Annotated in this window: 11 protein-coding genes; 1 reads left to right on the top strand and 10 read right to left on the bottom strand. The window is 73.4% G+C overall.

What is annotated here, in order from left to right; genetic code table 11:
* Window positions 1-111 precede the first annotated feature (111 nt).
* Complete coding sequence (locus HZS56_RS11320) at window positions 112-1,644, top strand: DNA-binding protein NsdB (RefSeq protein WP_216720616.1); 1,533 nt, start codon at window positions 112-114, stop codon at window positions 1,642-1,644.
* 25 nt (window positions 1,645-1,669) lie between these two features.
* Here HZS56_RS11320 and HZS56_RS11315 read toward each other — a convergent pair whose 3' ends face one another.
* From HZS56_RS11315 to iolC, 10 genes are all read right to left on the bottom strand, one after another.
* Window positions 1,670-3,004 carry a PAS domain-containing protein gene (locus HZS56_RS11315; RefSeq protein ID WP_216720615.1) on the bottom strand — a complete coding sequence of 445 codons (1,335 nt, stop codon included), beginning with the start codon at window positions 3,002-3,004 and terminating at the stop codon, window positions 1,670-1,672.
* A 297-nt stretch (window positions 3,005-3,301) separates the two neighbouring features.
* Window positions 3,302-4,318 (bottom strand): Gfo/Idh/MocA family protein, encoded by a 1,017-nt coding sequence (locus tag HZS56_RS11310; RefSeq protein WP_216720614.1) that lies wholly within the window; start codon window positions 4,316-4,318, stop codon window positions 3,302-3,304.
* Between the two features lie 159 nt (window positions 4,319-4,477).
* Complete coding sequence (locus HZS56_RS11305) at window positions 4,478-5,572, bottom strand: baeRF3 domain-containing protein (RefSeq protein WP_216720613.1); 1,095 nt, start codon at window positions 5,570-5,572, stop codon at window positions 4,478-4,480.
* Window positions 5,573-5,663: 91 nt separating this feature from the next.
* Window positions 5,664-7,292: an alpha/beta hydrolase gene (locus tag HZS56_RS11300; protein ID WP_216720612.1), complete on the bottom strand. Its 1,629-nt coding sequence runs from the start codon at window positions 7,290-7,292 to the stop codon at window positions 5,664-5,666.
* A 331-nt stretch (window positions 7,293-7,623) separates the two neighbouring features.
* Window positions 7,624-8,961 carry a hypothetical protein gene (locus HZS56_RS11295; RefSeq protein WP_216720611.1) on the bottom strand — a complete coding sequence of 446 codons (1,338 nt, stop codon included), beginning with the start codon at window positions 8,959-8,961 and terminating at the stop codon, window positions 7,624-7,626.
* A 156-nt stretch (window positions 8,962-9,117) separates the two neighbouring features.
* A complete protein-coding gene (locus HZS56_RS11290) occupies window positions 9,118-9,903 on the bottom strand; it encodes a GntR family transcriptional regulator (protein WP_216720610.1) in 786 nt (261 codons plus the stop codon).
* Window positions 9,904-9,953: 50 nt separating this feature from the next.
* On the bottom strand, window positions 9,954-11,828 hold the full coding sequence (gene iolD / locus HZS56_RS11285; RefSeq protein WP_216720609.1) for a 3D-(3,5/4)-trihydroxycyclohexane-1,2-dione acylhydrolase (decyclizing): 1,875 nt from the start codon (window positions 11,826-11,828) through the stop codon (window positions 9,954-9,956).
* The gene (gene iolB / locus HZS56_RS11280; RefSeq protein WP_216720608.1) at window positions 11,825-12,721 is read right to left on the bottom strand and encodes a 5-deoxy-glucuronate isomerase; all 897 of its coding nucleotides are present in this window, start codon (window positions 12,719-12,721) and stop codon (window positions 11,825-11,827) included. The genes iolD and iolB overlap by 4 nt, the downstream gene beginning before the upstream one ends.
* A gap of 120 nt (window positions 12,722-12,841) precedes the next feature.
* On the bottom strand, window positions 12,842-13,738 hold the full coding sequence (locus HZS56_RS11275) for a Cgl0159 family (beta/alpha)8-fold protein (protein ID WP_216720607.1): 897 nt from the start codon (window positions 13,736-13,738) through the stop codon (window positions 12,842-12,844).
* Window positions 13,739-13,752: 14 nt separating this feature from the next.
* A complete protein-coding gene (iolC, locus tag HZS56_RS11270) occupies window positions 13,753-14,715 on the bottom strand; it encodes a 5-dehydro-2-deoxygluconokinase (RefSeq protein WP_216720606.1) in 963 nt (320 codons plus the stop codon).
* Window positions 14,716-14,861 lie beyond the last annotated feature (146 nt).

Here is a 14,861-nt window from a genome sequence, read left to right as displayed (position 1 = left end):
CCGCCCGCCCGTGGCACACCATGTGGCGCACCCTGGCGAACGGTGGCGAATAGTCGCCCGGCAACCCGCACGGGGCTACTGTCAACTCAGCCGAGAACCTGGGGGCTTGACGTGAGCGGAGAACCCAACACCCGTCTGTCGGACCTGTTCGGCCTGGCCGGCTGGTCCAAGGGCGAACTCGCGAGGCTGGTCAACCGGCAGGCGGCGGCCATGGGCCACCCCCAGCTGGCGACCGACACCTCGCGGGTGCGGCGGTGGATCGACATGGGAGAGATCCCGCGCGACCCCGTGCCGCGGGTGCTGGCAGCCCTGTTCACCGAGCGTCTCGGCCGTGTCGTGACCATCGAGGACCTCGGTCTGGTCCGGCACGGGCGTGCGGGGAAGCGGCCACACGGCGGGAGCGAGGAGCATCCCGACGGAGTGCCGTGGGCGCCCGAGCGGACTGCGGCGGTCCTCACCGAATTCACGGGAATGGACCTCATGCTCAACCGACGCGGCTTGGTGGGCGCGGGCGCCGCGCTCGCCGCGGGCTCCGCACTCAGCAGTGCCATGTACGACTGGCTGCACACCGACCCGGCCCTCGCGGCCGACGCCCCCGACCTCCACCACCCCCTGCACGCCGACCCCGCCGGGTTCGACCGCTACGAGGCCGCCCCCATCGGGTCGCAGGAAGTGGAGGAACTGGAGCGCTCGGTCGAGGTGTTCCGCGCCTGGGACGCCGCCCGTGGCGGCGGGCTCCAGCGCAAGGCGGTCGTGGGCCAGCTCAACGAGGTGGGCGGCATGCTCGCCTACCACCACCCACCCCATCTCCAGCGGCGCCTGTGGGGCGTCGCAGCCAACCTCGCCGTCCTCGCGGGCTGGATGTCGCACGACGTCGGCCTGGAGCCCACGGCCCAGAAGTACTTCGTCATCGCCGCGCACGCCGCACGCGAGGGCGGCGACCGGCCCCGGGCGGGGGAGGCGCTCTCCCGCGCCGCCCGCCAGATGGTCCACCTGGGCCGGCCCGACGAGGCGCTGGACCTCATGAAACTCGCCCAGTCCGGCTCGGGCGAGCAGGTACTGCCGCGCACCAGGGCCATGCTGTACACCGTCGAGGCCTGGGCCGAGGCCTCCATGGGCAAGGGCCAGGCGATGCGCCGCACGCTGGGACAGGCCGAGGACCTCTTCGTCTCCGACAAGGCGGACGCACCGCCCCCGGACTGGATGCAGACGTTCAAGGAGGAGGACCTGTACGGCATGCAGGCCCTGGCCTACCGGACGCTCGCCGAGTTCGAACCGGGGGCCGCCGCGCACGCCCAGCACTACGCGGACAAGGCCCTGGCCCTCAGGATCGACGGCCGGCAGCGGTCGAAGATCTTCGACTACCTGTCGATGGCCTCCGCCTGCTTCATCGCCGACGACCCCGAACAGGCGGACCGGTACGCCCGCCTGGCCCTGGTGTCGATGGGGTCCAACTCCTCCCAGCGGACCTGGGACCGGCTGCGCCAGATGTACCGGCTCACCGCCCAGTACGCCGGCTACCCGAGGATCCAGGAGCTGCGCGAGGAGATCGAACTGGCGCTGCCCAAGGGAATGAAGGGAACCAAGGGGGCCATGGGGAAGCCGTCCAAGGGCGGGGGGAGGGGCGGAGCGGCGCCGGTGTAGGGCACGGCGCGGATCGCGTCGCCGCTCAGGAGGTCACCCGGGCCAGCAGCACGCAGGCATCCGTCCGTTCCGTGGCGGAGTCGGCGAGTTCCCGGGCCACGATCCGCGCGCCGTCCTGCGCCGAGCCCGCCCGGGACAGGCGGAGGGCCAGGGAGAGGAGGTGCGCCACAGCTGGCGGTGCCGGTGCGCCGGTGTGCAGGAGCAGCAGGTCGCCGGGCTCCAGGGTTGCCTCGTCGTGCCCGGACAGCCTGTGCCCGGTCCCGCCGCGGAACAGCAGGGGCGGGACCGGGTCTCCGGTGCGGGCCCAGCTCAGGGCGCGGGTGCCGGGCCGGTAACCGCAGTACACGGCGTCGCACACCGGGTCCAGGGCGGTGTGCTCGAGGAATCCGGTGATCCGGCCCGGGAACTGCCCGGGCCGGCTGCCCGCTGCGGCCAGGCCGCGCAAGGCGCCGATCAGCACCGCGGGCCCTCCGGCCGCACCGGATCCGGGGAGACGGCCCGTGGCGAGCAGGGTCTCCTCGCCGTCGGCCAGCGGGCAGGCGTCGTACCAGGCGCCGTGCCGGCGGGCGTGGGCGGGGGACGCGGCGGCAGGCAGGTAGGCGGCGGCCAGGTCGAGGCCGGGCCGTCCCTCGTGCGGAAACCGCAGGAGGCCGTGCCAGGGGGGTGGTGCGGCTTCTCCCGTGGTGTCCGGGTCCCGTGCCCCGAGGTCCGTCTGCGGTGGCGGGCGGTGCAGGGAGTCACGGGACTCGCTCACCGCCCGCCGGCAGCGCCGCAGTTCGCTGACGTCCCGCAGGACCGCCCACATCGAAGCGGTGCTGCCGTCGGTGTCGAGGACGGGCTCGCCCATCATGTGCACGGTGCGTACCGTGCCCCCGGGGTGGACGACGCGGAACTCCCCGTCGATGGGGCGGCCGTCCACGAGACAGTCCGTGACCATCGCGGTCAGCATCGGGCGGTCCTCGGCCAGCACCAGGGACGGGAGTTCGTCGAGGCTGAGGGGGACGGACCCCCGGTCGCGGCCGAGGATCGCGAAGAGCTCGGCGGACCAGTCGGCCTCGTCCGTCAGCAGGTTCCACTCGGCGCTGCCGACCCGGCTGAGCAGCGAACCCGGGCGCGGTGACGGGGCCGGGCCGTCCCTCAGCTGTGCCAAGTGGGCGTCGAGGTCGGTGAGTTGGTGCAGTGCCAGGTCGTACAGCGCGCGCTGCCAGCGCCCCTGTGCATCGGTCCCGGCGCCCTGGCTGTCCCGGCGCACCGCGTCCACGTCGCCCCGCAGCCGCCGCGTCTGCGATATGAGGGACTCGACGGAGCCGCGTCCCGGCGGCTGTGCGGCGGGGTGGTCCGCGGAGAGAGGGGACGACATGACGCACTCCGATGTGCAGAGGGTACGACCGAGAAGGAGCCGGGGCCGGCGGAAGGACCGTTACGACTGTTGCACAGCCCGCCACGCCCCGTAAGGGATTTGGCAAGACACGATACGGTGGTGCTCGCGGCATATGCCAGCGTCTCCCCGGAGTGACTCCTGTACGCGGTCGGCGTACGTGTCCGGACCGGCAAGTCGTAGGAACCCTACGAGAGTTGATGGAGGAGGGTGCTCCCTGCCGTCGTCGCCCCGGCGTTCGGTGGACCCGTGTTCCCTCAGGGTCCGCGTTCCCCCGGCTCAGGGCTCGCGGCGGGACGGGCGGGGCGCCAGCTCGACGGGAGTGCGTGCGCCCGTCTCCAGTGCCCGCACCCCGGCCTCGGCCACCGCGGCGGCCGCGTACCCGTCCCAGGTGCCCGGACCGGTGACCCGCCCCCGGCGGGTGGCGTCGACCCAGGTCTGCACCTCGCGGTCGTACGCGTCGGCGAACCGCACCAGGTAGTCCTGCGGCACCTCCTCCCGGGCGTCGCCCGCCGCCGTCACCACCATGGTGTGCGCCTGGCCGATCCGGGCGCTGCCCGCCTCGCAGACGGCCTCGCAGCGCACTTCGTAGCCGAAGCCGCAGTTGACGAAGATCTCCACGTCCACCACGGCGCCGCCCTCGGACTCGAAGAGCACGAGCTGCGGATCGAGCAGCCCCTCGGGGGCAGCCGCCGACGGCCGCGGCCGCAGCACGGTCACCGCGGTCAGTTCCTGGCCGAGCAGCCAGCGCGCCGCGTCGATCTCGTGCGAGACGGAGCTGGTGACCAGCATCGCGGAGGTGAAATGCGGCGGGGAGGAGACGTTGCGGTGCACGCAGTGCAGCATCAGGGGCCGGCCCAGCCGACCGCCGTCCAGCAGGTCCTTCAGCCGCCGGTACTCGGCGTCGTACCGCCGCATGAAACCGATCTGCGCCAGCCGCCGGCCCAGCCGCGCCTCCGCCTCCACCACGCGCAGCGCACCCGCGGCGTCCGGCACCATCGGCTTCTCGCACAGCACCGGCAGTCCCCGGGCGAAGGCCGCGAGCAGGGCCTGTTCGTGCGCCTCGCCGGGCGAGGCGATCAGGACGGCGTCGACGCCCGGGGCGTCCAGGGCGGCCTCGGTCTCCGTGTGCACGGTGACCCCGTCGATCCCGCCCACGGCCTCCTTGGCGCGCTCGGGGTCGGGATCCGCGACCGCGGCGACCCTGGCGCCGCTCACCACCCGGTCGAGGCGTCGTACGTGGTCGGCGCCCATGTGTCCCGCGCCCAGGACCGCCACACCCAGAAGTCCGCTCACGTTCCGCATGCTCCTTCCCCACCCGCCGCGCACCCGCCGACGGCGGGTGCCTGTCCGGCGATCAGGGTTTCATGGTCGTCAAGCGTGGTCGTAGAACGCGGTCGTCGAGCGTGGTCGTCAATAGCGGGGCGGGGCCTCGCGGCGGGCGGGCCCGGGCCGTCAGTAGCGCAGCACTCCCGCGATGCCGTCCGCGTCCCCGAGGGCGCCGTCCGGGACGAAGCGGACCTCGGCGCCGGTCTCCAGACACTGCTCGACGATCTCGTCCACGACGTCCTCCCGGGCGTCGAGGTCGCCGTCGTCCGCCGGGATCAGGTGCTCGCCGTCGTCGCGCATCGTCACCCGGAAGTTCTCCTCCACGGCCAGCAACCGGACACGGCCCGTACGGGCGCTCTCCCACAGCTCGTCGACGCCGGCCGCGAAGTCCTTGCGCCCGCGGGCCGCGTCGAGTTCCCTCGCCACCGCCTCGACGGACCTGCGCGCCTCGGCGTCGAGCACCGGCCGCATCGCCCGCCGGACGTCCTCGGCGGTGCCGTGCGCCAGGCCGCCGTGCGGGACCGGCACCGCGTCCCGCGCCAGGGTGCCCGCCTCTTCGAACAGGGACAGCGCGGGCTCGGGGCCGGTGACGTACAGCGGGCGCGGCCGGGCGCGCAGGACCCCGCCCATCGCGGCGCCGGCGTCGCGCAGGAACCTGCGGGTGCCCTCGTCCCGGAAGGTGCTCGGCGCGTCACCGATCCGTTCCTGCCGCTCCGGGTCGAAGTCCTCCGCCGGCCGGTCCATCGGGAAGCCGCCGGCGTGCTCCTCGACGACCCGGCCGGCGCCGCCGCTCCACAGCCTGGCGCGGTCGGCGGCCACCGACAGCACCCAGAACGGCCGCTCGGCGGCCTGCGCGGCGACGAGGCCGCGGGTGAGGAAGGTGTCCGAGAGGACCACTCGTTCCGGGACGGCACGCGAGAGGGTCCAGACCTGGTGCTCACCGGGAGCGGCGAAGATCGCCAGACCGTCCTCGGTATGCGCCGGATCCACCTCGGTGAGGGCCCGGTCGAGTTCCCGGGACACCTCCGCGCGCCGCTCCCGGCCGACCGCCGGGTCCTCCTCCAGGCGCTTCTTGGCCTCGGCGACCATGGTGCGCAGCCGGATCCGGTCCTGGGCGCCCTCCGGTTCGCGGCGGTGCGTGGGCGCCAGTACGGACACGGCCGGGTAGGGGCGGGGGCGCCGCAGTCCGGCGAGGGCGGCGGGACTCAGATCGTGCTCCATGCCGACACGATAGGCCGGAAGGGCGTACGGGGCATTCGGGGCGTTTCGCGCTCAGTCGGACTCGCTCCCGCCCGGGCCGGTTCGTGCCCGCTCAGCCGGACTCGCTCCCGGAGTCGTCGGGCCCGCACGAACTGCCGTCGGGCGGCAGGGACCCGTAGAGCAGGAAGTCGTCGACCTTGCGGTGCACGCAGCCGGAGGAGGCGTAACCGGTGTGGCCCTCGCCGCGGTTGTCGAGGACCACGGCCGGGGAACCGAGCCGCTTCGCCGTCTCCGTGGTCCAGCGGTACGGCGTCGCGGGGTCGCCCCGGGTGCCGACGAGCAGCATCTTCGCGGTGTCGAGGTTCTTCACCTCGTCACGGATGTAGTCCGTTCCCCTGGGGCGCCCGTAGCACATGAGGACCTGGGTGAGCCGGTAGCGCCCGAAGACCGGCGACGCCTCCCGGTAGCGGGCGCGCAGCCGCTCCAGGGACCCGGTGATCTCCTTCGCGCCGGGACGGTCCGGGTCGTCGGCGCAGTTGACAGCCATCAGGGCGGCCGGGAGGTTGTCCATCGGGACGTCCTCCTCTGCCGTGAGGCCCGCGCCCCCGTCCCCCCGGTCGGCCGCGCGCAACCGCTCACGCACGGGGAAGGTCACACCGCCCAGGGAGAAGCCCTGCAGAGCGCTCGGGTCCCCGTTCTCGACCAGCTGGGCCAGCGCGTGCTCCAGCGAGGGCCACAGCTCCCGGCTGTAGAGCGCCTGACCGACGGCACCGACCAGGTCCTGGCCGGTGAAGGGCTCCCCGAACGCCGACGGCACCGGCTCGGAGTCCAGCGAGGCGACGAGCCGCACCACCTGGTCCCGGGCGTCCCTGGTGTCCCGGCCGAACGGGCAGGCCACGTCCCGCGCACACCAGTCGAGGAAGTTCTCCAGCGCCGTCTGCTGCCCGCGGGCGCCGGCCAGTCCCTGCTCGGTGAGCGACTCGGTCAGCGTGTCCACACCGTCCAGCACCATCCGGCCGACGCTGTCCGGGAACTGGGCGGCGTACACCGCGCCCAGCCGGGTCCCGTAGGAGAAGCCGAGGTAGTCGAGCCGGTCCTCGCCGAGGGCCCGGCGCATCACCTCCATGTCGCGTGCGGCGTCCACCGTGCCTATGTGCGGCAGCACCGGTCCGGAGTACTTCGCGCACTCGGCGGCCGCGTCCCGCAGCCGCTTCAGCACGTCCGCCGGGTCGGCGATCCCCTCGTCCGAGTCGGTCGCCTCCATGATCTTCAGGCTGGCCGGGCCGCAGGTCACCGGGGAGGACCGGCCCACGCCGCGGGGATCGAAGGTCACCACGTCGTAGCCGTTGGTGAGATGCATGAACTCCTTGCCGCCGGCCGCCAGTTCGTTGATGCCCGAGCCGCCGGGACCGCCGAAGTTCAGCAGCACCGAGCCCTGCGAGTCGCCCGTCGCGCGGTAGCGGGCCAGGGCGACGTCCAGGGTCCTGCCCCCGGGGTGCGCGTAGTCGAGGGGGACGGTGACCTTGCCGCACTGGAGGTCCTCCGGCATCTCCCGGCCCTCGCAGGTCGACCATGCGACCTTCTGGTCGTAGAACCGGCTGAGGCGGCCGGGGTCGGTCTCGCTCGCGCCGGCGGGGGACGGTCCGGCGCCGGGCAGCCCCGTGCCCAGCAGGGTCAGGCCGAGCACCCCGGTGACCGCGCAGCGCCGGACCGAAGGCCACGTCTCCAGCTTGACCTGCATCGATGCCTCCCGGGCGCCCGTCGCGGACCCGTGGTCGGCGCCACCCGATCACCATAAGCGGGCCCCGGGCCCGGCGCCTCCGGGCGGTGTCGCGGCCCGAGGGGCGCGGGTGCGGAGGCAGCGCCGACGGGCGACCGACGGCTCACCGGGTCGCCGCATGGTGGTGGACGGGACGGTGCCCTTCCCGGGCCCCGGCCCGCGGCGCAACGCGTGGACCTCCCCGGCGAGTTCCGGTACCGGCCCGTCCGCCGTCACACCGGGCGCCACGTCCCGCACCGCCGGGGTCCGCACCCCGGGGGCGCCGGAACCTCCAGTTCCGGCTGCCGGTGTTTCACCCGGTTCCCCGTCCGGAGGCGGGAAGCGAGCGGATCTCGTCGCCGAGGTCGGCTGCGTGGAGGGTGTGGCCCCGTGCGAAGCTCTTGAGTTTCGCCGGCCCGTCGGCCTTGTCGGCCCACACGGCGTAACAGACCTCGTCCTGCCCGCACTGCGGACAGAACCGGCTGGCCACGAAGGGCGTCAGCATGACCGGGACGCCCGCGTCCAGCACGTGGAACACGTTGGTGGCCACGGGTTCGGCCCAGTTGAACTTCCGGCGTTCGAAGTCGGGGTGGTCGCCCGTCGCGTCACGTGCTTCCACGTCGAAGGTGCGTGTCGCCGGCCGGTACGAGGACGTGACGGTGAGCAGCCAGGGTGTCCGGGTGAGGAATCCCGCCTTCACCAGCGCCTGCTCGAGGTGAGGCCTCATCTCGCGGACCCGCAGCGCGGACTCGCCCGTGCTCTGAGGTCTGTCCCCGTGCGCCGCCCGATTCCGCTCCGCGCGCAGGGCGTTGAGGTGTTCGACCAGAAGAGGACCGTGCGAGTCGCCGCTCAGCGGCCCCAGCTCGGTCGGCAGCGTCGTGGGGTGGCTGTTCGCAAGGTGGCTGACCTCCTGCAGCCAGTTGGTCCAGGTGCCGAAGGTGGCGTCCCTGCCGAGCAGGGCACCGCGGAGCAGCGACACATGGTGCAGGGCCGCCCCGGCCCCCGGCGCTGAGCTCTCACCGTACTTCCGCAGCAGTGCGGCCGATGTGACACTGACGCAGATCGCCAGGGTTTCGGCCGCGTCGAGGACCGCCTCGTACTGCCCCTTGCTGGAATGCGCCTGCTGCAGCGTGCGGACGGCGCGGGCCACGGGGTGAGGCATGGTGCTCCGGGCGCGGGCCAGGACCGTGGAGACGGAGAGCGTCGTGTCCTCGGCGCCGCCCGCAGTCGCGCCCCTCGCCCGGGTTCCGCCCGAGCCGTCCGCCGGCGGTGCCTGACCCGGGCCCGGGGACCGGGGCGGCGGCAGGAAGGGCTGCTCGGGCGGCCTGGGGGCGCTGGAGGCCGCACCGGCGTGAGTCCCGACCGAGGCCTGCCGTGCGCGGCGGCGTCTGCGCGCCCGCCATCGTCGGAACAGCAGCCGGATCCAGCTCGGAAGCACCCCGAAGAGGCCGGCGAACGTCAGGGCGGCGAGTGATGTGTCGAGCCACGCGGGCATCGTCCTCGGCTCGTCGCTCGTGCCGATGGCCAGGCCGGTGAGGACACCCCAGCCGGACGTCATCCAGAACGCCCAGTCCCTGTGCAGCGGGCTGTCGTACAGGCCCAGCACGGCGTTGCGCCGCTTCGTGCCGGTGGTGCCGGTGGTGATTGCCACAGAGTCGTTTTCCCGTCGACGGCCGTCCGAGCCCTGCGTCGGACGGAGCGCCCGGCGCGCTCGCAGGTACGACTTGTGGAGATGTTGTGCGGTTGCGAGGGGTCTCGTGAAATCACCCGATCGAGTGGCTGGGGTGACGGGAGTGACCGGTTGTGGTCAGGACCTGACCAGTAGCTGGAAGTCGAACGCGTACCGGGACGCGCGGTAGATGTGGGTGCCGTACTCGACCGGCCGGCCCGTGTCGTCGTAGGCCGTGCGCTGCATGGTGAGCAGTGCGGCGCCCTCCGGTTCGTCGAGGCGCGCGGCCTCCTCGCGGCCGGCCGTGCGGGCCCCGACGGTCTGGCGGGCGCTGTGCAGAACGATGCCCGACGTGCGCAGCAACCGGTACAGGCCGGTCGACTCCAGCCGGGCGTCGTCGAGCTCCAGCAGGCCCGCCGGAAGGTAGTTGCACAGCAGCGCCACCGGCTGGCCGTGGGTGAGCCGCACCCGTTCCAGGACGACGACCTCGGCGTCCTCCGCGACGCCCAGCGCCGCCGCCGCGTCGGCGGGTGCCGGGACGCACGCGTGGCGCATCACCCGCGTGCCGGGGCCCTGCCCGGCCGCCTCCAGGTCGTCGTAGAGGCTGCTCAGCTCCAGCGGGCGCTTGACCTGGCTGTGCACCACCTGGGTGCCCACCCCCCGCCGCCGGACCAGCAGCCCCTTGTCGACGAGCGACTGGATGGCCTGGCGGACGGTCGGCCGGGACAGCCCGAGGCGCACGGAGAGGTCCACCTCGTTGCCCAGCAGGTTCCCCGGCGCGAGGACGCCGTGCTCGATCGCCGCCTCCAGCTGCTGGGCGAGCTGGTAGTAGAGCGGCACCGGACTGCTCCGGTCCAGGGCGAAGTCCAGGGTGCTGAGCGCGGCGGCGCTCACGGCACGTGCGGGGCCGCCGGTCTTCGCCATGGACGGACCTCCCTTGCGTAGGCGACGGGCAGTGGGGCGGGCGCGAGACGTCAGAGGTGGTGGCGGCGGTCGGCGACGGAGCGCTCGTAGGCCGTCCGGGCGTTCGTCGCGGCGTCGCGGGCCGACACCTCGGCCACCGGCACGTCCCACCAGGCCTCGGCCGGGAGATCCGCCGACGCGGGTGCCGTCTCCACGTACACGCACGTCGGGCGGGTCGCCGCGCGGGCCGTCACCAGGGCCTCGCGCAGCTCCCGCACCGTCTTGGCGCGCAGTACGTCCATGCCGAGGCTGGCCGCGTTGGCGGCCAGGTCGACGGGGAGCGGGGCGCCCGTGAAGGAGCCGTCGGCGGCGCGGTGGCGGTAGTCGGTGCCGAAGCGTTCGGCGCCCACCGACTCGGACAGGCCGCCGATCGAGGCGTAGCCGTGGTTCTGGACCAGGACCAGCTTCACCGGCAGCTTCTCCTGGACGGCCGTGACGATCTCCGTCGGGTTCATCAGATACGTGCCGTCGCCGACCAGGGCCCACACCGGTGCGTCCGGCGCGGCCTGCTGGACGCCGAGGGCGGCCGGGATCTCGTAGCCCATGCAGGAGTAGCCGTACTCCAGGTGGTACTGGCGCGGGGACCGGGCCCGCCACAGCTTGTGCAGGTCGCCGGGGAGCGAGCCCGCCGCGTTGATCACCACGTCCTCGTCGCCGACCACCGCGTCCAGGGCGCCGAGGACCTGCGTCTGGGTCGGCACCGCGCCGTCGTCGTCGGCCCGGAAGGCCGCCCGGACCGTCTCGTCCAGGCGGACCTTCCCCGCGCGGTACTCCGTCTCGTACGCCGCGTCCACGCGGTGGCCGGACAGCGCCTCCGTCAGCGCCGCCAGCCCCGCCCGCGCGTCGCAGACCAGGGTGCGGGCGGCGAGCTTGTGGGCGTCGAAGGCGGTGATGTTGAGGTTCAGGAAGCGGACGTCCGGGTGCTGGAAGAGGGTGCCGGAGGCCGTGGTGAAGTCCGAGTAGCGGGTGCCGACGCCGATCACCAGGTCGGCGGTGCGGGCGAGGTCGTCGCTGACCGCGGTGCCGGTGTGGCCGATCCCGCCGAGGTCGGCCGGGTGGTCGTGGCGCAGGGCGCCCTTGCCCGCCTGGGTGGAGGCGACCGGGATGCCGGTGGCGTCCACGAGTGCCTTCAGGGCCTGCTCGGCCCCGCTGTGGTGGACTCCGCCGCCCGCGACGATCAGCGGGCGTTCGGCGGCGCGGACCGCCCGCACCGCTTCGGTGAGTTCGTCGGGGTCGGGCGCGGGGCGGCGGACCCGCCAGACGCGGTCGGCGAAGAACTCCTCGGGCCAGTCGTGGGCCTCCGTCTGCACGTCCTGCGGGAGCGCCAGGGTGACCGCGCCGGTCTCCGCCGGGTCGGTGAGGACCCGTACGGCCCTCAGCGCGGAGGCGACGAGGGCCTCGGGGCGGGTGACGCGGTCGAAGTAGCGGGAGACGGGCCGCAGGGCGTCGTTCACCGACACGTCGGCCTCGACCGGGTGTTCCAGTTGCTGGAGCAGCGGGTCGGCGGCGTGCGAGGCGAAGTAGTCGCCGGGCAGCAGCAGGACCGGCAGGCGGTTGATGGTGGCGAGCGCGGCGCCGGTGACCAGGTTGGTGGCGCCGGGGCCGATGGACGTCGTCACCGCCTGCGCCGAGAGCCGGTCCAGCTGGCGGGCGTGGCCGACGGCCGCGTGCACCATGGCCTGCTCGTTGCGGCCCTGGTGGAACGGCATCACGTCGCCGTACTCGACGAGCGCCTGGCCGAGTCCGGCCACGTTGCCGTGGCCGAAGATGCCCCAGGTGCCGGTGATCAGGCGGCGTCGTACGCCGTCGCGCTCGGTGTACTGCGCGGCCAGGAAGCGCACCAGGGCCTGGGCGGTGGTCAGTCGGCGGGTGGCGGCGGTGCTCATGCGGACCTCTCCGGTGCGGTGTAGAGGGGGAGTCGGGGGTCGACCGGGCTGTCGGACCAGGTGTCCCGGATCCACGCGTGGTCGGGGTGGTCGCAGATCAGCCAGGCGCGCTCGGCCTCCGGACCGGCCATGACGTTGAGGTAGTACATGTGGTGGCCGGGGACCGCCATCGACGGGCCGTGCCAGCCGTCGGGGATCAGCACGACGTCCCCGTCGCGCACCTCGGCCAGCACGTCGGTGCCGTGGCCCCGACCGGACGGGGAGACCCGCTGGTAGCCCAGGCCGGGGGTGCCGTCGTGGTCCGCGAACTCGAAGTAGTAGATCTCCTCGAGCACCGACTCCTCGCCCGCCCGGTGCTCGTCGTGCTTGTGGGGTGGGAAGGAGGACCAGTTGCCGCCGGGCGTGAGCACCTCGACGGCGATGAGCTTGTCGCACTCGAACACGCCCGCCGCGCCGAAGTTGTTGACCTGCCGCGAGCAGGATCCGGTGCCGCGCAGCTCCACCGGGACCGAGGACGCCGGCCCGTACCGTGCGGGCAGCCGTCGGGTGCAGCGGGCCCCGGACAGGGCGAACCGGCCGCCGCCGGTGGACGTCACCGTCGTACGGGACTCGCGCGGCACGTACGCGAAGTCGGTGACCCCGGCGAACACGCTGTCGCGTCCGGCGAGTTCGAAGGTGTCCTTGCCGAAGTCGTCGGCGGCCGTGACCGTGCAGCCGCCGCTCAGCGGCAGGACGATCCACTCGCTCTCGCCGCTGTCGAAACTGTGGCTGCCGCCGGGCGGCAGGTTCACCACGCGCAGGCTGCTGTAGCCCCAGCCGGCGCCCTCGGGCGTCACGTCCACGGCGTACGGTCCGTCCGCCGCGGCCCCGCCCGCGGGAAGGTGGTACGTCATCGTCTGCTCCTCCGCGTCCTTGCGCGCCTCTTGTCGTGTCCGTTCCCGGCCGCAGCCCTTGTCTGTTCCCCGGCCGCAGCCCGTGTCCGTCTACCGGTCACGGCTCGTGTCCCTTCCCGGTCACAGCAGTCCGACGGCCGTGTCCACGGCCTCCTCCACGCTGCCCCCGGCCGGGTAGAGCAGCGAGCGGCCGACGACCATGCCCTGCACGGTGGGCAGCCGCAGTGCCTTGCGCCAGCGTTCGTAGGCGGCGTTCTGGTCCGCGGGGGAGCCCCCTATGTCCCCGCCGAGCAGGACCGCGGGGAGCGTGGAGGTCTCCAGGACCTCGGCCATGTCGTCCGGGTCGTGGGTGACGGGCAGTTTCAGCCAGGTGTAGGCGGACGTGCCGCCGAGGCCCGACGCGACCGCGACGGAGCGGGTGACGGCCTCGGCGGAGAGGTCGTTGCGGACCCGGCCGTCTACCCGGTGGGAGATGAACGGCTCGACGAAGACCGGGAGTTCGCGCGCGGCCATCGCGTCGACCGCACGGGCGCTCGCCTCCAGCGTGGTCAGCGAGCCCGTGTCGGCGTAGTCGATGCGCAGCAGCAGTTTGCCCGCGTCGAAGCGCAGGCGCTCGATGTCCTCGGCGCGGTGGCCGGTGAAGCGGTCGTCCATCTCGAAGGCGGCGCCGGCGAGGCCGCCGCGGTTCATCGAGCCCATGACCACCTTGTTCTCCAGCACCCCGAGCAGCAGCAGGTCCTCGAGCACGTCCGCGGTGGCGAGCACTCCGTCGACGCCGGGCCGGGACAGTGCGGTGCACAGGCGTTCCAGCAGGTCGGCCCGGTTGGCCATGGCGAGCCGGCGGTCGCCGACACCGAGCGAGCCGCGCGCCGGGTGGTCGGCGGCCACGATCATCAGGCGGCCGGAGTCGCCGATCAGGGGCCGGCGCACCCGTCGGGCGGCGGCCTCGGCGATCGCCTCCGGGTGCCGGGCTCTGACCGTGGTGAGGTCGGCGATGCTGGGGATGCTGGGGGACAAGACGAAAGCTCCGTTCAGGCAGTCGTGCGCGCGAGGAGGTCGTCGACCTCGGCCCCGGTGGGCATCGCGGAGGAACAGGCGAGACGGGAGGCGACGAGGGCGCCGGCCGCGTTGGCGTACCGCATGGTCCGCTCCAGGTCCCAGCCGGACAGCAGACCGTGACACAGGGCGCCGCCGAACGCGTCGCCCGCGCCGAGGCCGTTTACCACGTCGACCGGGACCGGCGGCACCTCGGCCGACCGGCCGTCGCGGTGCACGGCGAGCACGCCCTTCGGACCCTGCTTGACGACGGCCAGCTCCACGCCCGCGGCGAGCAACGCCTCGGCGCACGCCCGGGGTTCGCGCTCGCCCGTCGCCACCTCGCACTCCGCCACGTTGCCGACCGCCACGGTCGCGTGCCGCAGCGCCTCGGCGTAGTGCGGGCGTGCCTGGTCCGGGTCGGTCCAGAACATGGGGCGCCAGTCGAGGTCGAAGACCGTCGTGCCGGACTTCGCGCGGTGGGCGAGGGCGGCCAGCGTCGCCGTGCGGCTCGGCTCCTCGCTGAGCCCGGTGCCGGTCATCCAGAAGATCGAGGCCGCCCGGATCGCGTCGAGGTCCAGTTCCTCGGGGTGGATCTCCAGGTCCGGTGCCTTGGGGCGGCGGTAGAAGTACAGCGGGAAGTCGTCCGGCGGGAAGATCTCGCAGAACGTCACGGGTGTCGGGTACGCGGCGACCGGGGTGACCCATCGGTCGTCCACCCCGAACTCCTTGAGCGCCGTGTGCAGATAGGCTGCGAAGGGATCGTCGCCCGTGCGGGTGACGACGGCCGAGGCGCGGCCGAGCCGGGCCGCCGCGACCGCCACGTTGCTGGCCGAACCACCGAGGAACTTGCCGAAGGTCTCGACCTCCCCCAGGGGCACGCCGGTCTGCAAGGGATAGAGATCAACACCGATGCGACCCATCGTGATCAGATCGAAATGCTGGACTGACTCGGCCATGTGCGACGCTCCTCGGGCTGGGCGGGGGCCTGCCGCCTCCCAGGTGTATGACTCCTGGACGACGCTGTCAATACTTTGTACTTACATTCGGACCTGTGAGTGAAATGATGTCTTGACAAAGCATTGACAGCAGGCGTCTCAAGGAC

The sequence above is a fragment of the Streptomyces mayonensis genome (assembly GCF_018982965.1).
Lineage (GTDB): Bacteria > Actinomycetota > Actinomycetes > Streptomycetales > Streptomycetaceae > Streptomyces > Streptomyces mayonensis.
The sequence above is the reverse complement of the archived record's forward strand: the minus strand, read 5'-3'. Positions and strand labels throughout refer to the sequence as shown.